This is a genomic window from Paraburkholderia fungorum (assembly GCF_046027215.1).
Taxonomy (GTDB): domain Bacteria; phylum Pseudomonadota; class Gammaproteobacteria; order Burkholderiales; family Burkholderiaceae; genus Paraburkholderia; species Paraburkholderia fungorum_D.
On record NZ_JAQQEN010000002.1, the window covers coordinates 3,253,086 to 3,278,178 of the forward strand.

The 25,093-nt window shown below is 62.6% G+C and carries 22 protein-coding genes and 1 pseudogene; 13 read left to right on the forward strand and 10 right to left on the reverse strand.

Going from position 1 to position 25,093, the window contains the following annotated elements; genetic code table 11:
- Positions 1-11: 11 nt before the first annotated feature.
- The 5 genes from PQR27_RS35040 to PQR27_RS35060 form a co-directional block, all read right to left on the reverse strand.
- The gene (locus PQR27_RS35040; RefSeq protein ID WP_408528113.1) at positions 12-1,607 is read right to left on the reverse strand and encodes an MFS transporter; all 1,596 of its coding nucleotides are present in this window, start codon (positions 1,605-1,607) and stop codon (positions 12-14) included.
- Positions 1,608-1,652: 45 nt separating this feature from the next.
- Entirely contained in the window at positions 1,653-1,937 is a 285-nt protein-coding gene (locus PQR27_RS35045) for a DUF3303 domain-containing protein (RefSeq protein ID WP_408528114.1), read from the reverse strand.
- Between the two features lie 472 nt (positions 1,938-2,409).
- A complete protein-coding gene (locus tag PQR27_RS35050) occupies positions 2,410-2,628 on the reverse strand; it encodes a hypothetical protein (RefSeq protein WP_408528115.1) in 219 nt (72 codons plus the stop codon).
- A 183-nt stretch (positions 2,629-2,811) separates the two neighbouring features.
- Positions 2,812-3,105 (reverse strand): hypothetical protein, encoded by a 294-nt coding sequence (locus tag PQR27_RS35055; protein ID WP_408528116.1) that lies wholly within the window; start codon positions 3,103-3,105, stop codon positions 2,812-2,814.
- Positions 3,106-3,193: 88 nt separating this feature from the next.
- Positions 3,194-3,469, reverse strand: a complete 276-nt coding sequence (locus PQR27_RS35060) for a hypothetical protein (RefSeq protein WP_408528117.1) — start codon at positions 3,467-3,469, stop codon at positions 3,194-3,196.
- Between the two features lie 415 nt (positions 3,470-3,884).
- Here PQR27_RS35060 and PQR27_RS35065 point away from each other — a divergent pair, with 415 nt between their 5' ends.
- Entirely contained in the window at positions 3,885-6,035 is a 2,151-nt protein-coding gene (locus tag PQR27_RS35065) for a serine/threonine protein kinase (protein ID WP_408528118.1), read from the forward strand.
- A gap of 44 nt (positions 6,036-6,079) precedes the next feature.
- On the opposite strand, the gene PQR27_RS39430 is transcribed toward PQR27_RS35065, so the two are convergent.
- Both PQR27_RS39430 and PQR27_RS35075 read right to left on the reverse strand, forming a co-directional pair.
- Positions 6,080-7,177: a formylglycine-generating enzyme family protein gene (locus PQR27_RS39430; protein ID WP_494471440.1), complete on the reverse strand. Its 1,098-nt coding sequence runs from the start codon at positions 7,175-7,177 to the stop codon at positions 6,080-6,082.
- A 69-nt stretch (positions 7,178-7,246) separates the two neighbouring features.
- Positions 7,247-8,143: pseudogene (locus PQR27_RS35075) on the reverse strand (caspase family protein); the annotation flags it as partial.
- A gap of 256 nt (positions 8,144-8,399) precedes the next feature.
- Here PQR27_RS35075 and PQR27_RS35080 point away from each other — a divergent pair.
- The 9 genes from PQR27_RS35080 to PQR27_RS35120 all read left to right on the forward strand — a co-directional run bounded on the left by PQR27_RS35080 (position 8,400) and on the right by PQR27_RS35120 (position 21,128).
- Positions 8,400-8,903 (forward strand): DUF4399 domain-containing protein, encoded by a 504-nt coding sequence (locus PQR27_RS35080; protein ID WP_408528119.1) that lies wholly within the window; start codon positions 8,400-8,402, stop codon positions 8,901-8,903.
- Positions 8,904-8,950: 47 nt separating this feature from the next.
- Entirely contained in the window at positions 8,951-9,382 is a 432-nt protein-coding gene (locus PQR27_RS35085; RefSeq protein ID WP_408528120.1) for a DUF4399 domain-containing protein, read from the forward strand.
- A gap of 269 nt (positions 9,383-9,651) precedes the next feature.
- On the forward strand, positions 9,652-9,930 hold the full coding sequence (locus tag PQR27_RS35090) for a hypothetical protein (RefSeq protein ID WP_408528121.1): 279 nt from the start codon (positions 9,652-9,654) through the stop codon (positions 9,928-9,930).
- A gap of 273 nt (positions 9,931-10,203) precedes the next feature.
- The gene (locus tag PQR27_RS35095) at positions 10,204-11,640 is read left to right on the forward strand and encodes an efflux transporter outer membrane subunit (protein ID WP_408528404.1); all 1,437 of its coding nucleotides are present in this window, start codon (positions 10,204-10,206) and stop codon (positions 11,638-11,640) included.
- A 286-nt stretch (positions 11,641-11,926) separates the two neighbouring features.
- Positions 11,927-14,491, forward strand: coding sequence for an FHA domain-containing protein (locus PQR27_RS35100; protein ID WP_408528122.1), 2,565 nt, complete (start codon positions 11,927-11,929; stop codon positions 14,489-14,491).
- Positions 14,469-15,842, forward strand: a complete 1,374-nt coding sequence (locus tag PQR27_RS35105; RefSeq protein WP_408528123.1) for a beta-barrel domain-containing protein — start codon at positions 14,469-14,471, stop codon at positions 15,840-15,842. The genes PQR27_RS35100 and PQR27_RS35105 overlap by 23 nt, the downstream gene beginning before the upstream one ends.
- A 39-nt stretch (positions 15,843-15,881) precedes the next feature.
- Positions 15,882-16,634, forward strand: coding sequence for a peptidylprolyl isomerase (locus tag PQR27_RS35110; RefSeq protein WP_408528124.1), 753 nt, complete (start codon positions 15,882-15,884; stop codon positions 16,632-16,634).
- Positions 16,635-16,722: 88 nt separating this feature from the next.
- Entirely contained in the window at positions 16,723-19,779 is a 3,057-nt protein-coding gene (locus PQR27_RS35115) for a peptidase domain-containing ABC transporter (RefSeq protein ID WP_408528125.1), read from the forward strand.
- A complete protein-coding gene (locus tag PQR27_RS35120; protein WP_408528405.1) occupies positions 19,776-21,128 on the forward strand; it encodes a sigma-54 interaction domain-containing protein in 1,353 nt (450 codons plus the stop codon). The genes PQR27_RS35115 and PQR27_RS35120 overlap by 4 nt, the downstream gene beginning before the upstream one ends.
- A 43-nt stretch (positions 21,129-21,171) precedes the next feature.
- Here PQR27_RS35120 and PQR27_RS35125 read toward each other — a convergent pair whose 3' ends face one another.
- Positions 21,172-21,942 carry a PP2C family protein-serine/threonine phosphatase gene (locus PQR27_RS35125; RefSeq protein WP_408528126.1) on the reverse strand — a complete coding sequence of 257 codons (771 nt, stop codon included), beginning with the start codon at positions 21,940-21,942 and terminating at the stop codon, positions 21,172-21,174.
- A gap of 5 nt (positions 21,943-21,947) precedes the next feature.
- Complete coding sequence (locus PQR27_RS35130) at positions 21,948-22,235, reverse strand: hypothetical protein (RefSeq protein WP_408528127.1); 288 nt, start codon at positions 22,233-22,235, stop codon at positions 21,948-21,950.
- A gap of 450 nt (positions 22,236-22,685) precedes the next feature.
- Here PQR27_RS35130 and PQR27_RS35135 point away from each other — a divergent pair, with 450 nt between their 5' ends.
- Both PQR27_RS35135 and PQR27_RS35140 read left to right on the forward strand, forming a co-directional pair.
- A complete protein-coding gene (locus tag PQR27_RS35135) occupies positions 22,686-23,189 on the forward strand; it encodes a lecithin retinol acyltransferase family protein (RefSeq protein WP_408528128.1) in 504 nt (167 codons plus the stop codon).
- 30 nt (positions 23,190-23,219) lie between these two features.
- Complete coding sequence (locus PQR27_RS35140; RefSeq protein ID WP_408528129.1) at positions 23,220-23,474, forward strand: hypothetical protein; 255 nt, start codon at positions 23,220-23,222, stop codon at positions 23,472-23,474.
- Here the strand turns inward: PQR27_RS35140 and PQR27_RS35145 are convergent.
- Positions 23,471-24,349: a LysR family transcriptional regulator gene (locus PQR27_RS35145; RefSeq protein ID WP_408528130.1), complete on the reverse strand. Its 879-nt coding sequence runs from the start codon at positions 24,347-24,349 to the stop codon at positions 23,471-23,473. The genes PQR27_RS35140 and PQR27_RS35145 overlap by 4 nt on opposite strands.
- 253 nt (positions 24,350-24,602) lie before the next feature.
- On the opposite strand from PQR27_RS35145, the gene PQR27_RS35150 reads away from it, so the two are divergent.
- Positions 24,603-25,067 carry a DUF4126 family protein gene (locus PQR27_RS35150; RefSeq protein ID WP_408528131.1) on the forward strand — a complete coding sequence of 155 codons (465 nt, stop codon included), beginning with the start codon at positions 24,603-24,605 and terminating at the stop codon, positions 25,065-25,067.
- Positions 25,068-25,093: the final 26 nt, after the last annotated feature.

Below are 25,093 nucleotides of genomic sequence, written 5' to 3' on the forward strand. Positions count from 1 at the left end.
TCCGCTTCCGCTTACGTACCTGATATGGGTTCGTTATCCGGATAGCTGATCCGCACAGGCGGCACGAACCACGCGAGGCATAGACCAATAAGTGCGGCAGCGGCCGCCACCAGAATGCCGATATGAATCGATTCCACGAGCGCCTCGCGTGCGGAATTCATCATTGCGTCGCCTGCATGGCCGGCGCTCACCAGACGATTGATCAACGCTGCCTGCTCGGCGCGGTCCACCAGCAACTCCGGGCTCGCGAACGATTTGAACCACTGTGTCGCCTGATACGAATCGAGCGAGCGATGCACGCCACTGGTATAGAGATGCCCGAGTAACGCGCCGGTCATCACGGTGCCGAGCATCCCGCCGAAAGTCCGCAACGACTGCAGCAACGCCGTCGCTGCACCGAGATGATCGCGCGCAACGATCTGCTGCGAACACACGGTCAGGCTGGTGGCGACCAGGCCAAGCCCGAGCCCGCTGATCCCCATGCACGACATCCACACCAGATGCGGTTCATTGCCCCTGAGCGCCACCACGCTGAGACAGGCCAGCGCGGAGAGCGCGAAACCGACATACATGATGGCGTTGGCGCGGCGGATTCGTGTGACGATACGATTATTGAGCACGCTGCCCACGGTTGTGCCGAGTAGCAGCGGCGTGATCAGCATGCCTGAGGAGCGCGCGGACATCGCGTAGCCACCCTGAAACAACAAGGGCACATAAAACACCAGCGAAAACAGCGCGAAGCCGCCGAGCACCGACATGGCGAAGAGCGCGGAGAGCTTGCGGTCCATCAGCATATCCACCGGCACGATCGGATAACCGATGCGCCGCTCCCACAGCCAGAGTGTCAGCCCACAAATCGTCGTGATGACGGCGAGGACGATCGTGACCGTGCCGACGCCCTGCCGCGGGAACAACTCGATCAGCAGTTGCAATGCGCTGAACGTGACGGCGAGCACGAACGCGCCGAGCCAGTCGAGCCGCACCGGCCCGTCGCGGCGCTGCGGGCGCAGCGGTGGTAGAAAGCGCTGCACGAACAGCAGCGACACGAGGCCGACGGGCACGTTGACGAAGAACACCAGCCGCCAGCCACCATATTGGGTCAGAAGGCCGCCGAGCGTCGGGCCGACCATGTTGGCGACCCCGAACGCTGACGTGACGAAAACAAGCCAGCGCAGCCGCAACTTCGCACTGGGGAACAGATCGGCGACGGTGGCGAACACCGTGCCGATCAGAATGCCGCCGCCGATGCCCTGCACGCCGCGCCAAATCACCAGAAGCAGCATGTTGGTGGCGAGGCCGCAGAGCACCGACGCGCCGGTGAACAATACAATCGCGGCGACCAGAAACCGCTTGCGGCCGAACAGATCACCGAGTCGCCCGAAGATCGGAATGGTGATGACCGAGGCGAGCATGTAGGCCGTCGCGACCCACGCGTACAGATCGAAGCCCTTCAGTTCCGCAACGATACGCGGCAGCGCCGTGCCGACAATGGTCTGATCGAGCGCCACCAGCATCGCAACGAACGCGATCCCGAGCATGGCCAGCAGCGATTCGCGAAACGGCAGCAATTGTCCGCTGGGCAGTGGAGCGGCCGCATTGGGCGTCATGGCGTGATGCAACGAGTGTGGAGTCGGTGTGCGCCGCTTGTTGGCCTATTTCCGCGCGGCCTGATACGCGCCCAACGCGGCGCCTAGTTCCTCGTCGGTCAAGGCCGGGAAGACGCCCATCGTCAACAGATCGCCCCATTCGAGCGACAGTGCCGCGAGCGCGCGCGTATCCTCCGCCTCGACGATCGCAACCCCATGCAAGCCGCCGACGGCGTGCCAGCGCCCGAGCAATTTGACGCCGTCCGGTGGCTGGCCGCCGGTTTTCATGAAGCGTTCGATCACGGCACCTTCAGCGGTCGGCAGGCCGTTCCATTGCACGATGAATTTCATGGCGGATCTCCAATCTGATATTGGCGATGCCGGCTCGTGGCGCGCTGCCATCGTCGCAAGTGCCGTGTGAGGTTTTGTCTGTCTTTCGCCGCAGGCACTTCTACGCCAGGAGAAAAAAACCACGTGGCGTCCTAAGCATCATAGGTGACCGCGCGGCAGTCGGCGTCGCCGCCTGCGGACATTCACCAGGCGTATGGCACCGCCCCTTCCAGGGGCGAGGCATGGAGGAGCCGTTTGTTTCCAATTAAGGACGTCTCGTGCGTCCTATAGGAAAGTCCCTTTAATACGGTCTTCCAAGATGGCGTTGTTGCGCGCAGGCTCGACGGATTGGTTCGCGGCGCTCCAGGCGGTGTGCGCGGACGGCTTGCGTGCGTGGGAAGTAAAAACGCAAAGGCAAAGGCAAACGCAAACGCAAACGCAGACGGCACGCGCCAGAGGCGTGTGCCGTCGCTACGAGAGCGTGAGGCAGAGTCTAGCTGCGCGGCGAACCACGGCGCGCGGCGGCATCGGCAATGGCCTGGTGCGCGCCGGGAAAGCCCGGGGGATATTCGACCACGCGTGGCGAACCCGGTGCCGGTTGAGCGGTAACGCTCGCGCGCGCGCCGATTCGTGCGCCACCCACAATAGCCGCCATCGCCTGACGGTCGAGTTCAACGCTGTCGCTGAGGTCCTTGATGACGAGCTTGGCCATGGCGGCTCCAGAGAAGAAAGCGAGACGGCGGCGGATTCGATGGTCCGGCCGCCGCTCGGGTGTGTCTTTAAGTGTGCTGAGGTCTCGTCGCACTATCAGTATAGGAAATCTGCCTGCAGCGCGCCTGTTCTGTTCGAACAGGCGGCAGTAGAGAAGCCCCCGGTGCTTCGCTACTGCGCCGCGTTAAACGTCGGCATAGTTCGCGGCCCACAGCGACGGGCTGACATTCAGCTTCAGCGGCACGACGCCTGCGCCGATCATGCCGACGTTATTGAGGGCGGCAACGTTCACGTATTGCAGCTGGCTGACGCTCTGATTGATCGAGACGTTGACGTTGGCGAAGCCGCCCGGGCCGCCCAGGCCCGATACCGACGGCAGGCCGGGCACGCTGCTGCCGGTGCCGCCGGACACCGCCAACATTGCGTGGCGGTCGAGCTCGCGAGTGCGGGACAGATCGCGAATCATGAGGGATGACATGGTGATTCTCCTAAGGTGCGCGGAAGACGGGCGTGATCGGGGCGAAGCGAGCCGGCCCGGGGGCGTGGCTGCTTCGCCTCCCCATGCTTTACACGTGGATGTTGTTGCTCGACGTGATGCAAGGATTGATCGTCGAGGTGATGCCCGTGGCGAACGCGACGTTGTTGCCGTTGGCGTTCTGGAGGTTCAGTTCGTTGCTGATCAATTGCGTGGCGTCGACCTTCTTGCTGTTGTCCGGTGCGACTACCGGGCTGAAGTTGAAGAACGACGAGGTGGGGTAGCCGTAGCCGCCGCGCACACCGCGCATGGCCTTGCTGTCGAGTTGTTCGGTGATGGACAGGTCTTTGATCATCAGCGTGTTCATGGTAAATCTCCTGGAGGAAAACATCAGAGTCTTGCGATTGGGTTCGAGCAACTTGTCTGCTCGAGTGTCACTAATGCATGGGCTGTGCCAGCTTTATTCGTGCGTCCTAAGAAATTTAACGAAGGCATGATGGGCGAGGCTTTCGCGGTGGGTGAACAGGTTCGGACGGGTGTACAGCGTGACGGTTGCGTTGTGGGGCTGGTGGCGCGTAGCCAACCATTCGCCGCGCGCTGTTGGGTAGCGCACGACACCGTTGCGCCGCGTGCGCAGCGGGGCAATCCTGGTTTGCGAAAGGGCGGGTCCGGCGCTAGTATCGAAGCGGCACATGTAACTGATTACGACAGGTTTTCTATCGGCCCGACAGGCTCCGGTCGCACGCGATCCGGCCTAAGGACAGCGGCGGCGCTTCGCACAAATGGCTAGCCTTGCGCATGTGATTCGCGACTTTCAGAGCGGCGAGCTGTCACGCGACGAGTTCGTCGCTCAGCTCGACAGCACGTTGACGACCGAGGGACTCGGTCCGGCGCAGCTGCTGGAGATGCTCGGCACCGCGCATCGCAAAGCCCCCTTGCCCGACGATCTCTATGCCGAAGTGCGGCGGCGCATCGAACAGCTGCGCGTGTCCAATGTGGCGGCGGGCGGCGAGGAAACCGGCGTTCAGACCACCATCGAGATTCCGTCGGTACGCTCGTCGAGCGCGGCAAGCGTGTCGAGCGTATCGAACGCAGCGGCCGGCGCGGGAACGCCGGGACCCGACCAGATCAAAGGCACCGGTGACACACTGAACAACCGCTTCGTCCTGGAGGAATGTTTGGGCGTGGGCGGAATGGGCACGGTGTACAAGGCGCTCGATCTGCGCAAGCTCGAAGCATCGGACCGCAAACCGTATCTTGCGATCAAGGTGCTCAACGTCCAGTTCCGCGGCAATCCGAATTCACTCGTCGCGCTGCAACGTGAGGCGCGCAAGGCGCAGGTGCTCGCGCATCGCAACATCATCACGGTGTACGACTTCGACCGCGACGGGCCGATCGTCTACCTGACGATGGAGTATCTGACCGGCAAGCCGCTGAGTCAGCTATTGCGCACACCGGGCTATAAGGGCATGCCGGTTCGCGCCGCGCTGCCGATCGTGCGCGGCATGTGCAGCGCGCTCGCCTACGCGCACGAACGCGGCTTCGTGCACTGCGATTTCAAACCCGCCAACGTGTTTCTCACCACCAACGCCGAAGTGAAGGTGATCGACTTCGGCATCGCGCGTGTGTTCCAGCGGCCGGAAGAGGAGAGCGACGCGACTGTCTTCGATCCCGGCAGCCTCGGCGCGTTGACGCCTGCCTACGCGAGCCCGGAGATGATCGAGCATCGCGAGCCGGACCCGCGCGACGATATCTATGCACTCGGCTGCATCACTTATGAACTGTTGACGGGGCACCATCCGTTCGATCGACTGTCGGCGACCCAGGCGCGTAACGCCGACTTCAAGCCGCAGCGGCCGGCCAGTCTCGATGCCAGACAGTGGCGCGCGTTGCGGGCGGCGCTTTCGTTCGATCGCAATGCACGCATGCCGAGCGTGGTGCGCTTCATCGCGGAGTTCGACAACGAAGCACGCGCGGAAAAATCGGGCACGTTGGCGAAGGCGGGGCTCGCGGGTCTCGCCGTGGTGTGCGCCGCGGCGGTCGGCGTGTTTGCGTTCCGCTCCGCGCCGAATCGGCAGAGCGGCACGCAGACGGTCGAGGCGGCGTCACAGGACAGTGTGGATCAAGCGGCCTCGGCGCAACCGCTGGCCTCCGCAGCAAGCGTGGCGAGCACGCCCGCGCCGCCAGTTGCCGGGCCAGTGGCAGCCGTGCCACCGGCCGCGGTGCAAGCACCGGCGTCCCCGCCGCCCAAACCCGCACTGACGCTGGCCGCCGTCACGCCCGTGCTGGCGCAGGTGCCCTGTTCGGCGCTGAGCGCTTCGGCGCAGGACCACACGTTGACGGTGCAGGGCTACGTTTCGCGGCAATACGGCGTGGCGCATCTGAAGGACACGCTCGCTGCGTTGCCGGGCGTCGATACGCTCACGCTCAAAGTCGAGCCGCTTGCCGACGACAAATGCGACACCGTCAAGGCGCTCGCCCCCTACTGGATCCACAACTGGCAGGCCGGTCGCGTCGCGGCGCTGCATGTGCGGCCGCAAGGCGGCCTGCTGAGCGAAGGCGATCCGCTGGTCGTCAACGTGACGACGCCGGGTTACGACTCCTATGTGAACCTGGACTACTACCAGCTCGACGGCAGCGTCGTGCATATGCTGCCCAGCCCGCGGCTGAAGGACAATCAGGCGCCGCCGCACTATGCGGCCACGGTCGGCAGCGCGGGCGACTGGATCATTTCGAAGCCGTTCGGCGCGGAGATGGTGGTGTTGCTGATTACGCCGGCGCCGCTGTTCGACAAGCCGCGGCCCGAAAGCGAATCGCGCGCCGATTATCTGCGCGCACTCGACGCGCGGCTTGCGCAACTCGGCGGAAAATATGGCCAGGATCGTATCGTCGCCGATTTCGCGCCGATCACGACAAAGCCGCGTACGCCCTGAGCGGCACGCGGTGTCATCTCCATCATGGTGGGGTCAACGGCGCGTTACTTGAGGTCCTTGGCGACCCTGAAGCCGTCCTGCGACTGGCGCACACCCGCGCTGTACTTGAAGCGCGTTGCGCTGAGCATGTAGCCGGCGCCTTCGCGCCATGAACCGCCGCGGATCACGCGCATGTCGCAACCTGGGCTGTCCCACGCGTGGCCGTCGGCGGGTGCGCCCTGGTACGAGTTGTGCCAGCAATCGGCCACCCATTCCCAGACGCTGCCGTTCATGTCGTGCAGGCCGAGCGGATTCGGCGCGAACGAACCGACGGCTTCCGGGCCTTCCTTGTGCCACGGATCGCCGCAGTCCTTGCAATTGGCATTGCCCTTGCGCATCTGCTCGCCCCACCAGTACTGCGTGGTGGTGCCGCCCCGGTCCGCGTATTCCCATTCCGCCTCGGTAGGCAGGCGGTACGGTTTGCCGGTGACCTTGCTGAGCCATTTCACGTACTGCTGCGCGTCGTCCCAACTGAGGTCGCGCGCCGGTGCGGCTTTATTGGCATTGTTTTCGGGCGTCAATTTCTGGCAGGCGTTGGCGCTGGCGCACGCATTCCACTGTTCGACGGTCACCTCGTATTTGCCAATCGCGAAGGGCGCACCGATGCTCACGCGATGCACCGGTTTTTCAGAGGGATCGTCGGTGCTGCTTCCCATCGAGAATGAACCTGCCGGCAAGGCGATCATGATCGGGCAATTCGCGCAGTCGCGGCTTTCACCGGTGGCGAGTGGGCGCGTTGCGGACTTTTGCGCCGCTGCGGCTGCGGGCGCGGGCGCGGGCGCTGGTGCTGATGGTGGCGCGGCGGCCGGCGGGCCCGGTGCTGGCGTCACGGCTGCGCGCGGATGGTCTTGCGGTGCCGCGCTCGCGGGCGCGGCAGGCCGCGCGGTTTGCGCAGGCGGCGCATTCGATGGCGCGCTCGACGATGCAGCGGCGCGCAACCGGTCGATGCGCGCATGAGCAAGCGTGGCGAAGCGGCCATTCGGATAGGCCTTCAGATAGGCCTCATAGTCGCTCGGATAGTTGCTGTCCTTGATCGAATCCCAGAAGGTGATTTCGTATTGCTCGCTACTGTCTTTCGGCAGGATGCCTCTGCTATGCAGCACGACAACGGGTTGATCGTCGAGCGCAGCGGTGCTGAACGGCGGCGCGCTGAAGCGGACGGTCTCACGAAGTGACGACGCGACCCACGGCGTTTGCTGACCGCCGGTCGCCTCACGGACCTGCGTGGCGACGCGCTGAAACAAACCGCTGAGATCCTGCGACGGTGCGCCGGCGAGCGCACGCAGCAATGCGTCCGTGTACACGCCGTGACGCGTGCCATCCGCTGCAAAGCCCCCGGGGGCGGTTGCGTAGGCGACCAGCGTATTGGCTGGCAGCGCGTAAGAATCGAGCGTCGTGTCGGCCGCAAACGGATTGTTCAGGCAGGTGTCGAGGAGCACCAGATTGAGCTGGCCGGCACGCGGCGCGCGCATTGCCTGCAACACGGCCTGTAAATCGAGACCCTCGTTGACCATTCGCGCCGGCGCGCGCGCGTCGAGACCGGCAGGAATCAGCAAGGTCTGCCCGCCGAGCTGTAGGCCGTGCCCCGCGAAATAGAAGAGGCCCACGCCGCCCGCTCGCAGACGCTCACCGAATTCGCCGACAGCCTGACGCATTTGCTGCGATGTTGCATTGGTGCGCAGGATGACGTCGAAGCCGAGCGCGTGCAACTGGTCGCGCATCGCCAGCGCATCGCGCGGCGCATTACCGGCAATCTGCCCCGCGTGAGCGCCGTACGCGCCGTTGCCGATCACGAGTGCAATACGGTGAGACTGCCCATCTTCCCTCGATGAGGTGAATGGCGCGATCGTCGTGCTCGACGCGCTTCTGCCGCCATGCGCGGCGTCACGCTGCGCCGCGGCATGAGCACCGCCCCCAAGCGCCTGCATTGCCCCGACCATGCACACCAGCAGGAATTTTCGCCACATATTCAAATCCTGTTTGTCCCGGACAGAACATAGGTATTCGACGACCACGACGCCCGCGGCGGTGGTTGGAATGCAACGGGCGGCGCATCGATGCCGCTCCATGCATCGACAACCTGTTAATAACGATAGCACGCAGTTAGCGCGTCACCACGGTCCAGGTGTCGCGAATGCGTTATACGGTTAACGAATGTGCCGTATCTTTTTAGCAAGTTACGTCCTAAGCTAATTCACAAAGTAACGCAGTACGGCCGTTTTCATAGAGCGGCGTCCGATCAGGCGTGCGCGCGAAATCCAGCCGGAGCGCGCGGCCTGCGCGCCGCGCGGTGGCGGCCACGATCACTCTTCGGGAGAGTGCGCAATGCAAAGAACTATCCCAACCGGCGTTCTCGACGTACGTCATAGCGTGAAGGCGCAGTTTGCAATGCGCCGCACAACCCTTGGCGCCACGCTTCTCATCCTGCTCGGCATCGTGCCGCTGTCGCGTTCCGCGCTCGCCGCGCCAACCACCTCGCCGCCGGGCGCCGAGGAGTACATCATCTGGCCGCCGGATGGCGCGGTGATTCACGGCGGCAAGCTGTGGGTGCGCATGGGCTTGCGCAACATGGGCGTGTGTCCGAAGGGCGTGGTGTTTCCGAACACGGGTCATCACCACCTGCTGATCGACACCGATCTGCCGCCGCTCGATCAGGAGATTCCGTCGGACCGCAATCACCTGCACTTCGGCGCGGGCGAAACGGACGCGCGCATCGAACTGCCGCCGGGTAAGCACACGCTGCAACTCCTGCTCGGCGACCATAATCACGTGCCGCACAACCCGCCCGTGTATTCGAAGAAGATCACCATCAACGTGCAAAAAGACTAGTGCGACCCGTTCGTTCAGAACGGGTCCGCCATGACGGAGGGACCAACATGTACAAGATCATCGCGGTCGCGGCGCTGACTGTGGCGGCACTGGCCTCGCCGAATCTCGTCGTGGCCGGCACGACACCATCGCCCGCCGGTGCGCATGCGTATATCGGCTATCCGAACGACGGTCAGGTGGTGGCCGCCAACAAGCCGTTTCGCGTGTGGTTCGGCTTGCGCTACATGGGCGTCGCGCCGAAGGGCGTCAAGTACCCCAACACAGGGCACCACCATCTGCTGATCGATACCGATCTGCCACCCATGGATCAGGAGATTCCCTCCGATCGCAACCACCTGCATTTCGGCGCCGGCGAAACGGAAACGATGATTCAGCTGCCGCCCGGCAAGCACACCTTGCAGCTGCTGATGGGCGACGACATGCACGTCCCGCACAATCCGCCGGTGTACTCGAAGAAGATCACGGTCATCGCGCGTTGATGCCCGCCGCGCGCCGTGTCGTGATCTGACCAACAGCGCGGCGCACCTAGTTGGCTTTAATCCACCACCTCTCACCTGCTGCCTGGCTGCCATCGCGATGGGCCGCGCAGTACGGCACGCCCGAAGTCCTTTGCCATAAGCCATCGGGAAGATTTCTTAGGATCGGAAAGCAAACCTGGCACAGCCCATGCGTTAGTGACACTCGAGCAGACAAGTTGCTCGACCCCAAACCGCAGGACTGTGCTGTTTCCCTTCCAAGGAGATTTACCATGAACACGCTGACGATCAAAGACCTGTCCATCACCGCTCAACTCGACAGCAAGGCCATGAGCGCCGTGCGCGGCGGCTACGGCTACCCTTCTTCGTCGTTCTTCAACTTCACGCCGGTGTATGCGCCGAACAACAGCAAGGTGGTCGACGCCACCCAACTGATCAGCACGACGATGAACATCGAGAACGCGAACGGCAACAACGCAGCCTTCGTGGCCGGCGTCACCACGACGATCGACCCGCACGTGACCTCGAGCAACAACATCAACGTGCACTGAACGGCGCACGCCGCCGCGGAGGCCCTTCCGCCTCCGCGGGCCGCGCAGCAGCAGCGCGTCAAAAAGCGTTCGCGTCCAATCGTTCTTTCCACACGACCCCGCGTCACCGTACGATCCCCGCGCCGATCTTCCCGTACCGCTTCGATGGTGAAGCCGGGCAGGACATGCTTTACTTGAAGGGCGCGTTCTTCTCGTGCAGCGCAGCCGGCGTCATCGGAGAAAATCGTGTCAGCGTTGCCTGATTCATCGGTCTACCAGCGCAGCATCAGCACAATGGCGCGACCTGTGGTACGCCGTGCGGGTGCGTCGATGCGCGGACTCGGTGCCGCCACCGCATGCGCTTTGCTGCTGTGCGCGTGTGTCGATGTCAGCATGCCTGACTACAAACGGCCCGACACTCCAGCTAAAACGTCGTGGTCCGATCAGAAAGGCTCACCGGTATCCGCCGCCGCGACCATTGAACCCGATTGGTGGAAGGGCTTCCACGATCCGTATCTGGATACGCTGATTGCCAAAGCGATTGCAGGCAACTTCGATATCAAGGTGCTTGCCGCACGCATCGACGTGGCCGGCACGCAGATCGGCGAGGCGAAAGCAGGTGCTTTGCCGACCATGGATCTTGGCGCCGGCGCCGACTTCGAAAAGACTACCAGGCAGACCTTCGCCAAACAGTACAACGTGGCGACCCAGGTGAACTGGGACATCGATATCTGGGGCAAGGTGGAGAAGGGCGTACAGGCGCAGAAAGCCGAGTTTCATGCCAGCGAGGCCGACTGGCGCGCCGGTTATCTGGAACTGGTTTCCAACGTGTCGAGCACTTATTTTCAGATTCTCCAGTTCGACGACCAGATCGAACAGCAGCAAAAAACACTCGTGACCAACCGGCAGATTCTCACGATTTACGACGGCCAGAGTCGCAATGGCCTCGTGCCGAAAACGCAGGTGTTACGCCAGCAGGCGGAAATCAACCGCCTCACTAATCAGTTGCTGGAATTGCGCCGCTCGCGCGATCTCGCGAACAACGCACTGTGTACGCTCATCGGCGTGCCGGCCGGCGAATTCCAGATGCCCAAGGGGCATTTGCAGCAACGCGTGCAATTGCCCGCCGTGCCGGACGGCCTGCCCGCGCAACTGCTCGCACGGCGCCCCGACGTGGTCGCCGCCGAGTTCAGAGTGCTGGAATCCTACGACCTCGTCGGCCAGGCCAAGCTCGCGCAACTGCCGACCATCAGCCTCACCGGCCACGGCGGCACGGCGAGTTTCGCGCTGACCGACCTGCTGAAATCGTTCACCTACGGTTTCATGCCCAGCATCAATATTCCGCTGCTCGACCCGGGCGTGCGCGCGCACGTGAAGGTGACGCAGGCGCAATCGACGGTTGCCGAGCAGCAGTACCGCGTGGCCGTGATGGGCGCGTTCGAAGAAGTGGAAAACGCGTTGGTCAATCTGAATTCACACAAGGCCCAGCGTGTGGAATTAGAGCAACAGGTCGCGCGTTTACAGATTGTGGCGGATCAGATCGAGGCGCAATTGCGCCTCGGTGTGGTGTCGCAACTGGAGGTTTTCGAAACCGAACGGACGCTGCTGGAAGCACAGCAGGAACTGCTCTCCAATCACCAGCAGATTCTGTCCGATACGGTGTTGCTCTATAAGGCGCTCGGCGGCGGCTGGCCGAGCGTCGACGTGCAGGCGCAAGTAAAGGACAAATGAAGGACAAATGAAGGACAAATGAACGGCTAAATGAAATGCAAGTAAAGGAACACTGCGCTAATCCGCAGCGTGGCGTGCAGCGTGGGGTATTTAGGCTGGATGTCACGTATTGATTGCTTCTCAACCGATGATCCGAAAAATTGACACTCGCCATGTGTGACTTAAAATCGTTACAGAGCCGTCACCTGTCTGGCTCATTCCAACAACACCTGTTCGCCGTCGTCTTCTTCCCCCGTTTTCATTGCGTTCCCGGTGCAACGGGTAAACGCTTAGTGATCCAGATAAAATGACCGCCGGCGAAGCCCAGATTGCCGAGATGCGCACGACCCTGGACCCCGTGTTCGACGTGGTGCTGTCGCCGGTTGCCTCCGCGCAGCGTCCCGCGCTCGACGCCATCCGGATCGTCGACGACCTGTTCGCGATCGGCCGCAGCGAGGTTCCGTTTACTGATTACCCCGCCGAGCGGATTACCCGCCTGTCGCGCCGGCATGCGCGGATTTTCACGGAGCACGGCGCGGTTTATGTCGCCGATCTCGGCAGCAAGAACGGCACGACGGTGAACGGCGTGCCGGTGCGGCAAACCCCTGCGCGCGTGCGTGCCGGCGACGAACTGTGCTTCGGCGGCGAGCTCTGCTATCGCGTGAGCATCGAACCGCGCGCCCGTATCGTGGCCGCTGCCGGTGCACCGCCTGCAGCCGGCCTGCTGCTGGTACCGCAACGCGACGATCTCGGTCTTCAGCCGATCGAGGTGCTGGCGTTTCCGTTTCTCGTCAGCAAAGCGGACGACGTCTTCGCGCGCTACAAAGAGCGCTATCCGCATCAGGTCAATTACATCTCACGGCGTCACGCGCACATCTTCCAGAAGGGCGGCGAGTTATACGTCGAGGATCTCGGCAGCACCAATGGCACATTCGTCGGCGGAAAGCGGCTCGACGAATCGGCGCTGCCGCTGGTTGAGGGCGACCTCGTTGCATTTGGCGGCGACCACTTCGTCTACAGGGTGTCATTGCACAAACCCCCTGAAGTCGAGCCGACCGTGACCCAGCTATTCCTGAATCCCGCCATCGACGAGGCTGCCGATACCGACAAGACCACGTTCGTTGCCGCCGCGCATTCGTTCCTCGATATCTTTTGCGTCGACCCGGGGCTACAACGCGAAGACGAAGTCAACGACGCAGCGCTGGCGGCACCGGCGCAGGCAAAACGCGACGCGACCGGCAACGGCGCGCACGCAACGAATGGCGCGAGCGGTGCGAACGGCGCCAGTGTTGCGAGAGGCCGGCCGCAGCGTTGGCGTTTACTGATTAGCGAACTCAGCCAGGCCTTCTCGGGCGGCGATCGCACGAACGTGCGGCGCATCGCGTGGTGGGGCGCCGCGGGCGTCGTCGTACTGGTGGCGCTTGCGCTGACGCTCTATCTGCGAGGCTCGTCGGAGCGTGAATTGAGGAATCTGCTGGCGAGCGGCGACTATTCCAGCGCGGTCACGGCGGCAAACGGCTATCTGGCGACCCATCCGGCCGACACCAAAGTCAGCGCGCTGGCGAGCGAAGCGCTGTTGAAGGCGAACCTCCCCGACTGGTTGAATGCGTTGCAAAAGGCGCAGTTCGATCGGGCCGATGCGCTGCTCAAGGAGATGAAATCGTTGAGTGCGAATAATGCGGATGCCGCGTCGCTGGTCGGCGAATTGCAATGGGTCGGCGATCTGGAGCGTTTTGTGGTGGGACGGGGTGGCGTGGATGCGCCGATCCGGATGTACGCGGACGAGACTACCATCAACGGCCTGCTGCAACGCTGGGACGACGACGCTAAAAGTCACCAGCGTGCGCTCGATCGCATCGCGTCGTACGTGCCCGCCTTCACGGACCCCTACGCGCAGGCCTTGAGCCAGCTGCGCAAACTGGAAAGCGACGACTCGGTGTATGTCGCCGCCATCGACCGCCTGAACACGACGATTCGCACCGAACTGGCCCGCGACAAACCCGACGCGCTGCCCCCCATGCTGGACGACTATGCGCAGCGCTATCCGCGTCTCGCGGGTCTCGACCGGGTGCGCGAAGATTTGCGCGAGTACAGCGACGTGCTGAACGCCGCGCTGGCGCGTCAACTCACGCCGCTGCTGGCGTTGCTGAAATCGGTGCATTTCAGCACTCCGCCGTTTCAGGCGCAATTCGGGCAGCTGGCCGCAAGCCGTCTACCTTCGACGGACGTCATCCAGCGCCATGACGCGGTGACGGCGGCGTGGCTGCGCGGCGACGGTCAACAGGCGCTGGCCGGTTTGCAGGCCATGCCCGCCGGCCCGTGGTCGGATGTACTCGCGGCGGAGCAGGCGCACAAGAAGGCGCTGCTCGATCAGTTCGCCGATCTGCAGAAGACGCGCGGCGGCAAGGATTACGACGAACGTTTGCTGTCGTTCTACGCGAGCCTCGATCCGACCGCCGACGCGTGGTTCGTGCAATCGATCCAGAAAGACGTGTCGGCGCTGCACGACAAGGCGCTGGCGCGTGCGCAGGATTTACTGCTGCGCGCTCAAAGCCTCTGGAAGCAATACCGTGCGAACGGCTCGATTGGCGGCACGCAACGGCTCGAAGCAGGGATCTCGGCCGGCTTTCGCAGCGAGGCGCGGTTGTTGACGGACGCGCAAAGCGCGGCGCAGCAGGGTATGCGCATTTACACCCAACTGAAGGCAGACCATCCTGCCGACTTCGACCGCCTGCTCGCGGACATCGACGCAGAAGCGAATTTGCAGCGCCGTTCGCTCACCGATTTACGCATGGTGCTGGACCCGGGCCTGTTGAAGGCGAAGCTGGCATTGATTGGAGGCGAGCAGAGTGAAGCGCGACGGTCACCCTAAACCGTTGTCGGAGGCGCTGGAGGACCACAGCGTCGAAGGCATCGCGATTCTCACCGCCGAACCGGTGCGGATAGCGCGCGCGCTGATCTGGGCGATGGTCGCGCTGGTGGTGGCCGGCTTGCTGTGGTCGTTTGTCGGCCGCGCGGATGTGATCGTCAGCGCGCAGGGGACCCTCTCGCCGGAATCGGAGGTGCGTCGCATCTATGCGCCGATCGACGGCGAACTGGCCGATCTGTATATCGCGGAAGGGCAGCCGGTTTCGAAGGGCGACGTGCTGGCGCGCCTGAACGCGCGCGGTGCGATCGAGGCGGCCAGCAACGCGCTGCAGGCGCAACTCAAACTCGAGGACGCCGAGCGCGACTGGAAACAGTTTCCCGAGAAGAAAGCGCTCATGGAGCGCAAGGCCTCCGCGCTCAAGGCACAGATGGAAGTGGAAGCGCGCCAGCACGAAAACCGCGTCTCCGAAGGCACCACCAAGCTCGCCGAAGGCCAGAAGGCCGAACTCGACGAAGCCCGCAGCGTGCTCGATAACGCCCGCCGTACCCGCGAGGCCGCGCGCCAGGAACTGGACCGCTACTCGCGCCTGTTCGCGCAGCCAGGCGGCGGCGGGATTGCCGAACTGCAGGTCGAACAGAAGCGCACCGCCGCGATGGAAGCGGACAACGCGTACCGGGTCGCGCAGTCGAAACTCGCCGAACTGGATTTCCGTCTGAGCCACGAATACGCGCAGGCCAATGCGCAACTCGAAACCAGCGGCCAGCAGACCACCGACCTGCAATTGCAGTACGACCAGGCAGTACGCGACATCACCGACGCGGAAGACAAGGTACGTCTGCAACTGCAGACCGCCCGCCTCGTGTCCGAAGCCGCCGCGCGGATTCGCTTCGAGAACATCGACAAAGACAATTTCCTGCTGATCCTCGCACCGGTCTCCGGCGTCATCACTGACGTGACCTCGACACAACGGGGCGACAAGATACAGGCGAACGCGCCGCTCGGCGGCATCGCGCCAAAAGACGCACGGCCCGTACTGAAGATCGAAATCGCCGAACACGATCGCGCGTTTCTACACGAAGGCTTGCCGGTGAAGCTGAAATTCAATGCGTTCCCGTATCAGCGCTACGGCCTGATCAGCGGCACGCTCGCCTACATTTCGCCCGCCACCAAGCCGTCCTTGACGGACAAACAGCCCGTGTACGAAGGCCGCGTGACGCTCGACAAGAATTACTACCAGATCGCCGATACCCGTTATCCATTGCGCTACGGCATGACCGCGAGCGCGGAGATCGTGGTGCGCGAGCGCCGACTGATCGACCTCGGTCTGGACCCATTCAGGCAGGTTGCGGGCTAACGGCGCAGATTACACGTCAATGAAAAAGGAGCGGATGACATGACCGCGATAGTGCGAATCGATGACGAAGTCGTGGACGTGGGCGAGTTCATTCGTCTTCTGAAATTGACCGGCCAGTTCGAAAGCCTGATCGAGCAGATCGTGCGCGACAAGCTCACCGTGCATGCCGCGAAGAAACAGGGCATCGCCGTGACAGCGGACGAAATCCAGGAGCGCGCCGATCAGTTCCGCCGCGTGCGCGGGCTGCATCGCGCGACGGATATGAACGGTTATCTGGATGCGCTCGGCGTAAGCCTCGACGAGTTCGAGGCATTCATCACCGACGGGTTGTACCAGGAAAAGCTGCTCGACGTGGTCGGCAACGAGGCGGCGATCAAAGACTATTTCGCGCTGAATTCGCCGAAGTTCGACGCGATCGAAGTAAGCCATATCGTGCTCGACAGCGACGGCAAGGCGAAAGAGATGATTTCGTATCTGCACGACGATCCCGACAGTTTCGCGGATATGGCACGCGAACATTCGATCGCGGATACACGCGAAGCCGGCGGCGTGATCGGCAAGGTGCTGCGCGGCTCGCTGAAACCGGACATCGAGGCGAAGATCTTCAACGCGGCGGTGGGCGATCTGCTCGGACCGTTCCCGTCGGCGGATCGGTCCTGCTTCGAGATCTTTGCGGTCACGGCCAAGTATCCGGCAACGCTGGATGCCGACGTCGCGGCCGAAGTCAGGCGACTGCTACGAGAGAGCTGGTTGATTGCCCGTTCCCAGGAGCATGTGATCGAAGCCCGCTAGATAGCCAAGACGCTGTCATACCGACACGATTTGCCGCGTCACGCCGCGACGATATGCAGTTGAGTAAAGAGTAAAGGTCCGCACGCCCATGGATGCACCCCAAACCGCGCCCTCCGCCGCCGAGTTTCTGACCTCGGTGGAAATCCTCTCGCCGTTTTCGCGCGACGAGATCGAACGCCTTGCCGAATTCGCGCAAGCGCGCTTCTATTCGTTCGGCGAAACGGTGTGCTCCGCGGGCGAAACTGCCGACGGTCTGTACGTGGTGCGCTCGGGCTCGGTGCGGATCTTCACCGAGGAGCACGGCAAGGAAACCAGTATGGGCGTGCGCAAAAGCGGCGAGATTTTCGCCGACATTGCGATGTTGCGCGCCTATGTGCACGAAGCGTCGGTGCGGGCCTCGGCGAAAACCGAGTTGCTGTTCATTCCGCGCGCGGCGATCGAACCGGTGATCGCCGGCAACCAGGCGGCGCTCGCGTTTGTCGCGAGCTATGTGGCGATCAATTCGGCCGGCGGGTTCGTTGCGCAACTGTTCGATCTGCGCGGCAAACTGAACAAGGCCGAGCTCGAGGAATACGTGCGCAGCGTCGGTGTGAAACGCGTGGCCGCGGGCAAGGAGATTCTCAAGCAGGACGGGCGTGACGATCGGCGTCTATACGTTGTGCGGCAAGGCGGCGTGCGTATCGTGCGTCAGGAGGAGGGGCACGACTACACGCTCGCCACCTTGGGCGAAGGCGAAATCTTCGGCGAAAAATCCTGCCTGATGCGCCAGGAACAGATGGCCTCGGTGGTGGCGACCACCGATACCCGGCTGCTGGTGATTCCCGAGCGCACGGTCCATTTCATCCTCGAACGCAATCCGAAACTGCGTGAAGTGCTGGACGAACGGATTCGCTATGGCGACCGTGAATTGCAACGTCAGAAGCGGCTCGAACAGCGGCGCAAGTTGCCGCTCATGCTCGATCTGCACACCAAACCCGAGTTCGGCGAGAAAGTCATCAAGCGCTTTGCGCTGGTCGAACAGGCGGAGGAAATGGATTGCGGCGCAGCCTGCCTTGCCATGGTGTGCCGCCACTACAACATCCCGATGACGCTCGGCAAGCTGCGCGAACTCGCCAACGTCACCACCCAGGGCGCCACGCTCGACAGTCTGGCCCGAGCCGGCGAGTCGCTCGGCTTCACCGCACGCGGCGTGCAATGCACGTTCGATTCGTTACGTGGCTTTGATTTGCCGTTTATCGTGCATTGGGAGGGCTACCACTACGTGGTGGTGTACGGGCTCTCGAAAGACTATGTGTGGGTTGCCGACCCGGCGATCGGCTTCAAAAAAATGACGGTGGAAGATTTCGAGCGCGGCTGGAGCGGCACGTGTCTGCTGTTTACCGCCGGTCCGAATCTGCTGCAGATGTCCGCTTCGCGTTCGCCGTGGATCCGCTTTGTGGGGTACCTCAGGCCGTACAAGAAGATTCTCGGCCACCTGTTTCTCGCCACATTCGTGATTCAGGTGCTGGGCGTGATTCCGCCCCTGATCATCCAGAACATTCTCGACGGCGTGATCGTGCATCAGAACGTGAGCCTGCTGCATCTGCTGATCGGCGGACTGATTATCGCCAATGTGTTTTCCCAGTTGATGTCGTCGATTCGTGCGTATCTGGCGAATTTCATGGTGCGCAATATGGACTTCGCGATGATGTCGCAGTTCTTCAGGCACACCATGTCGCTGCCGTTCTCGTTCTTCGCCAAACGCAAGACAGGTGACATCTTCGCGCGCTTCCAGGAGAACCAGACGATCCGCGCGTTTCTCACCGAATCCACCGTGACCACCGCGCTGAATCTGCTGATGGTGTTCATCTACTTCACGATCATGTTCGTCTACAACGTGAAGATGACGCTGGTGCTGATCGCCTTCGTGATTCCGATCCTGTTGCTGACCGCGCTCGCTACGCCAAAGATCAAGGGCTACGCGCGCGAGGTGTTCACCGCATCCACCGATTCGAAAGCGTTCCTGATGGAAGCGCTCGCCGGCGTCGAAACCGTCAAGGGCATGGGCATCGAGCGGCCGGTGCGGTTGCGCTGGGAGAAGAAGTACGCGAAGGCGCTCGAAGTGCAGTATCGCGCTCACGCGTTCAGCATTCTTGTCGGGCTCGGCAGCCAGTTGCTCAATGCCGCGACCACGATCGCGATTCTTTGGGTCGGCGCGAATCTGGTGCTGGCGCGCGAGATGACGATTGGTCAGCTGATTGCGTTCAACGCGTTCATGGGTAGCGTACTGGGGCCGCTGATGGGGCTGGTCGGCTTGTGGAGCATGTTGAACGACGCTGGTGTGGCGATGGAGCGGCTTGGCGACGTGCTCGATATCGAACCGGAGCAGAAACCGCAGGATCTGCCCTCACGCGTGATGTTGCCCGAATTGCAGGGCGACATCAGTCTGAACGGCGTGTACTTCCGCTATGGCGAGAACGATTCGGCGTATGTGCTCGAAAACATCAGCTTCGAGATCAAGCCCGGCGAACTGGTGGCGATCGTGGGGCGCAGCGGTTCCGGCAAAACCACGCTCGCCAAGCTGCTGGTCGGCTTTTATGCGCCGACCGAAGGCAAGATGACAATCGACGGCTACGATCTCGGCGTCGTCGACAAGGCCTATTTCCGCGCGCAAATCGGCTATGTGATGCAGAGCAATCTGCTGTTCTCCGGCACGATTTCGGAGAACATCGCCAGTGGCGACGACGCGCCCGACCGGCGCCGTATCGAGGAAGTCGCCAAGATGGCTGACGCGCATGCGTTCATCAGCAAGATGCCGCTGGGTTACGAGCAGATTGTCGGCGAACGCGGAATTGGATTATCCGGTGGGCAGATCCAGCGGCTCTGTATTGCGCGGGCGCTGTATCACGATCCGCGCTTACTGGTTTTCGACGAGGCGACCTCTGCGCTGGACTCGCAATCGGAAAGCAATATTCTGGGCAATATGCACGACATTCTGAAGGGACGAACGGCGGTAATCATTGCACACCGGCTCAGCACGATCATGCGCGCTGACAAGATTCTCGTGCTGTATGAAGGCGCGATCGTCGAACAGGGTCGTCATGATGAACTGATCCAGCGCGGCGGTATGTACTACCAGCTGGTCCAGAAACAGCTGAGCGCCTGATGAAGATACTCGACCAGATTGAAGAGCCCAGCCCGGCGATTTCATATGCGGGGTTGATCGAGCGTATCGAGATATTGCGCTCGACACTGCGCTGGTCGTCGCGGCTCGAACGCGCGGACATCGACAAGCTGCTCAGGCAAGCCACGTCGTTGCGCGACGAGGTGATGCAACTCTCGCACAAGGAGCGCTTCGTTCAGGCGGCTGTGGCCGAGCCCACGCGTGCTGATCTGTCGCGCGGTGCGCGCAGAAAGGCCTTGCTCGAACGCAGCTTCATTTTTGAGGGGACCTTCGGCGACAATCCGCGCCTGCTCGAATCGCTGGAAATCGCCGAGAAAGCCGCGCCAACCGATCTGCCGGTCTTGATCGACGGCGAGAGCGGCACAGGCAAGGAACTGATGGCGAAGGTGGTTCACGCGAACGGGTCGCGCGCGGACAAGCCGTTCATCTCCGTTAACTGCGGCGCGATTCCGGACAATCTGCTGGAATCGGAATTGTTCGGGCATCGCAAGGGCGCATTCACAGGCGCGTCAGCCGACCGCAAGGGCAAATTCGAAAGCGCGCATACGGGTACGATCTTTCTCGACGAAATCGGCGAGTTGCCGCTGGCGGGCCAGGTGAAGCTGCTGCGCGTGCTGGAAGCGCATGAGATTCAGCGGGTGGGTTCCGATGAAACGATAGCGGTCGACACACGCATCGTGGCGGCGACCAATCGCAATCTGCGGCAACTGAGCGAAGAGGGCAAGTTCCGCGAGGACCTGTTTTATCGGCTGAGCGTGATTCATGTCACGCTGCCGCCGCTGCGCGAACGCCGCGATGAGATACCGCTACTGATTGCATGGTTCGGCGACGAGGCCGCGGGCACCTTGAAACGCAGGCCGGTGCGACTGACGCCGCGGCTGCGCGACTTTCTTCTGAACTATGCGTATCCAGGTAATATCCGCGAGCTGCGCAACGTGATGTATCGCGTGTCGTGTCTGGCAGGCGATATGGCCGATCTCGATCATCTGCCGGTGGACATGCGGCCGGCAGCAACGGGCTCAGCCGCCGCGGCGGCGAGCGGGAAGAGCGAGGCGGGCAAGGAACCCATTAGCGTGGCAAATCTGATGTCGCTCAGCGACGCCAAGCGTGCGGCCAGCGACGACGCGGAAAAGGCCTTCCTCGAGCGGGGCTTGCGCGAAGTGAGCGGTACGGTCGCAGAACTGGCACGCCGCATCGACATGAACCGTTCACATCTGCAGATGCTGCTGAAAAAGCACGGTCTGCATTCGAAGGATTTTCGCAACCGGAATGCGCCGTCCGTGGGCAAAAACGGCGCCGAGGACAGCGATGAGGACGACAGCGATAGTTGAGCGCGTCCGCCGGCAGCGCACTTGCGGCAACGCTGGCTAAGGGCTAAGGCGAGGGGTTCAGCAAGGTTTTGTCGGACGCGTTGGGGTCTTCGGCCTGCACCACCACCGCCGTGATGTTGTCGCGCCCGCCGCGTGCGAGCGCGAGCTCCACCAGTTCTTCCGACGCACGGTCGCAGGCCACCGTGGTCAGCACGGTCAGCATTTCCTGGTCGCTAACTTCATTGCTCAGGCCATCGCTGCAAAGCAGGAAGACGTCGCCGTCCGCGACTTCGATCGCATCGTCGTCGAGTTCCAGCAGATCGGTGGCACCGACCGCGCGCGTGATCATGTGCTGCGCGGGATGGTGCCGCGCCTCTTCGTCCGTAATCGCGCCCAGCGACTTGAGCACCTCGACCTGGCTATGGTCGCGCGTCAGCTGCCGCAGTTGACCGTCGCGGTAAAGATAGAGGCGGCTGTCGCCGGCCCATAGATAGCCGCAGAAACGGTCGCAGGCGAGCAGGACGATCACGGTGCTGCCGATCCGCTGCACCTGGCGGCGCGCGGCTTCGTCCCGCAGTTGACGATTGGCTTTTTGCAACCGCGTCCGCGCGTCGGCGACGAAGGCCTTCATGCCGGCCGGCGGCGCGAGCCGGCTCAGCGTGTCGATCACCAGACGACTCGCCAGATCGCCGACCGCGTGCCCACCCATGCCATCGGCAACGGCCCAGCGCCCGAGGTCGGGCTGGTCGAGGCAGGCATCTTCGTTGATTTCACGGACCCGTCCGGCGTCGGAACGCGCGGACGACGTCCATCGAAATTGGCTCGCACAGGTCACAACGTCTACACCGTATCGTTTCTGCTGCGTGCGTCGGGGGACACATTGATGTTCGAGTTCGCGCCGGTATTGCGCACATCGACCGACTGGAACGTGTTGATCATCTGGTTAGCATAGAAGTTGTTCGAGATGTCGTACAGGTTGACGACCGGCCCGATGCTAGGTGTTTCCCGCACATAGGGCTGAATCCAGCCGTATACCCACGGTGCACCGCCGCCGCCGCGAATCGACGCCATTGCTTTGCGGTCGAGTGCGAGGTTCAGCGAGAGGTCATTTACTGTGATCGAGGCCATGTCGTTCTCCGGTTGGCCGCCCGAAGGCGACGCGCGCGTTAAATGAAGCAGTGAGCGTCATGCTGCAAGTGCCATGCCAATTTGTAGCGCGTCGGCGCGATTTTCCGTGACGCATTGACTGCGCGGCGATTCCCCGCATCTGCTCGCAGGGCGCCGTGCGAACGGTGCCACAGAGGTCGGCGCACGGCCAACAGCTCCACGCACAAAGCGGTGTGGCGCCCAACACATCGAAGCGACCCGCGTACCTTCAGTAGACCTCCGCTTTGCAGCCGAAAATGATTGTGGCGCGCCAACACATCGAGGTGAATTCTGTCGGCCTTCAACGGACACCTGACGAACTCACACGCTCCAGAATTTCCGCTTAGTCCCGCCCATCAAGGCTTTCGCGCGCCTGGCCCGGATGATGCAAAAGACCTCGCAACAGTGTTGGAAAGCGAAACGAGGCCAGCCATGAACACCAACCCTCTTCAGACGAACATCGAACCGCGGAATGAACGCCGCGGCGAATCGTCGACCATCGATCTGCCAATCGGCGCGCATCTGGTCACGCAACGCAACGGTTACGAACATCACGGGATCTATGTCGGCAACGGCCGGGTGGTGCACTACGCCGGCTTTGCGACCTCGGCGCACCGTGGCCCGGTTGAAGAAGTGGAACTGGCGCGCTTCGCCGCCGGTCATCCGCTGTCGGTTCGGCCCACGCCGAGCGCCCGTTATGTCGGCGACGAAGCCGTGCGCCGCGCACGCTCACGCCTCGGCGAAAACCGTTACCGCTTGCTGACGAACAACTGCGAACACTTCTGCGCATGGTGCCTGCTCGGCGAAAGCCGCAGCGAACAGGTGCATTGCTGCCTGCGCCATCCGCGCACCGGCATGCACGCGCTGGTGTGCCTCGTGAAGGCTTTTGTCGAGAGCGGCAAGACGAGTGGTCGGATCGCCGCGCAGATCGCGTGAGCGGGTGATAACGAATTCAAGGAGAGCATCATGGTTGCCGCAGAAAAGACTTTGCACTGGGCCGTGGACAAATGGCTCGCCCCCACACCGTCGATGCCCGCACGCGTGGTGCGCTTTTGCCATCGCGCCTCGCAACAGCAGCGCTACGTCTGCGTGGAAGCGCTGCGGCCGAGCGGCTTGCTGTCGATCTTCTTCTTCCGCCACGACGACGGCTCGTGGAATGTGTTTCCGCCGCAAGCCGAGCGGCCTGCCATGAACGGTCATCGCCGCGTCGCGGTTTCCTAGCTTTGCGCGTGCGCGGCCGCTTCCTTTGCGATCCATTGACTGAACAGCAGCATCGCCGGCGTCATCGGCCGGGTCTTCAATGAGGTCAGCCAATAGCTGCCGGCGTGCACTTCCACCTCGAACGGGCGCACCAGACGGCCTGTGTTCAACTCGTGATCGAACATCAGCGCCGGCGCCAGCGCGATCCCCGCGCCTTGCATCGCCGCTTCCACCATTAGCCGCGACGAATCGAACACTGGCCCGCGAATCGGGCGCGGCGGGATGCCGGCGGCCGTGAACCAGTTCATCCAGTCGTCAGCGCGATAGGAACGCAGCAAGGTCTCGTTTGCCAGATCAGCGGGTTCGGATAGACGTGCCGCGATTTCCGCTGTGCACAGGATTGCGAGCGGTGTGTCGAGCAGCCGGGTCGCGAGGGAGCCGGGCCACGTGCCGTCGCCGAAACGAATGGCGAAGTCGAGACCTTCGGTGGCGAGATCGACCAGGTTGTTATTCGTGAGCAGCCGCAATTCGACGAACGGATGCGCGTCGCGAAACGACTTCAGGCGCGGCATCAGCCAGCCAACTGCGAATGTGCCCACCACGCCGACCGTCAGCACCTCGTGAAAGTGCCCACCTTCGAACTGCTTGAGCACGGCTTCGATGCGATCGAATGCCTCGGAGAGGACCGGGCGCAGCGCGAGGCCTTCGTCAGTCATCGCGAGACCGCGCGGCAGGCGCTTGAAGAGCGGGGTGCCGAGCCGTTCCTCCAGCGTTCTGACCTGCTGGCTGACAGCCGCCTGGGTGACGTTCAGTTCGAGCGCGGCGCGCGTGAAACTCAGATGCCGCGCGGACGATTCGAAGGCGCGCAGCGCGTTTAGCGGAAGATACGGTCGCATGACGAAGGTATAAGATTTTCTTGTGACACGGCTAAATTATCATCGTTTGCCATGGGTCGGCGGAAATCGAACTGTGCGACACTCGGGTCACACCGAATGAGGCCATGCATGCGGCAAGCGAGCGTCCGCCTCGACGTACGCGGTGAGAAGTTGACTGTCCAGTTGAAATGCTCGACACCTTCCGCCGACGTTCGTCCAGGTAGGCCGTCGGCTTGTCCAACCGCGCGTCCTGTGCCCTGATCCGGAGTCTTTCATGAGCGTGTATGTCTTCGCATTGCTGATTGGTGTGGTGGCCGGCCTACGCGCGATGACCGCGCCCGCAGTTGTGAGTTGGGCGGCGCGTCTGGGATGGTTGCCGCTGCAGAGCACGCCGCTGGCGTTTCTCGGTTATGCCGTCACGCCGTACATTTTCACCGTGCTGGCGATTGTCGAACTGATCACCGATCAACTGCCGAAAACGCCTAGCCGTACCGTGCCGGTGCAGTTCGGCACGCGTGTCGTGGTGGGCGGTTTGTGCGGCGCGGCAATCGGCGCGGCGCATGGTGGACTGACTGGCGGCCTGATTGCCGGCGTGGTCGGCGCAGTGATCGGTACGCTTGGCGGGGCGAAGGCGAGAGCCGCGCTGGCTAATGCATTTGGTCGGGATTTGCCGGCCGCGTTGATCGAAGATGTGGTGGCGATTGTCGGCGCGGTGGTGATTGTGATGACGGCGGGGTGATGCGGTGATCGGTTGGCATGACAGCC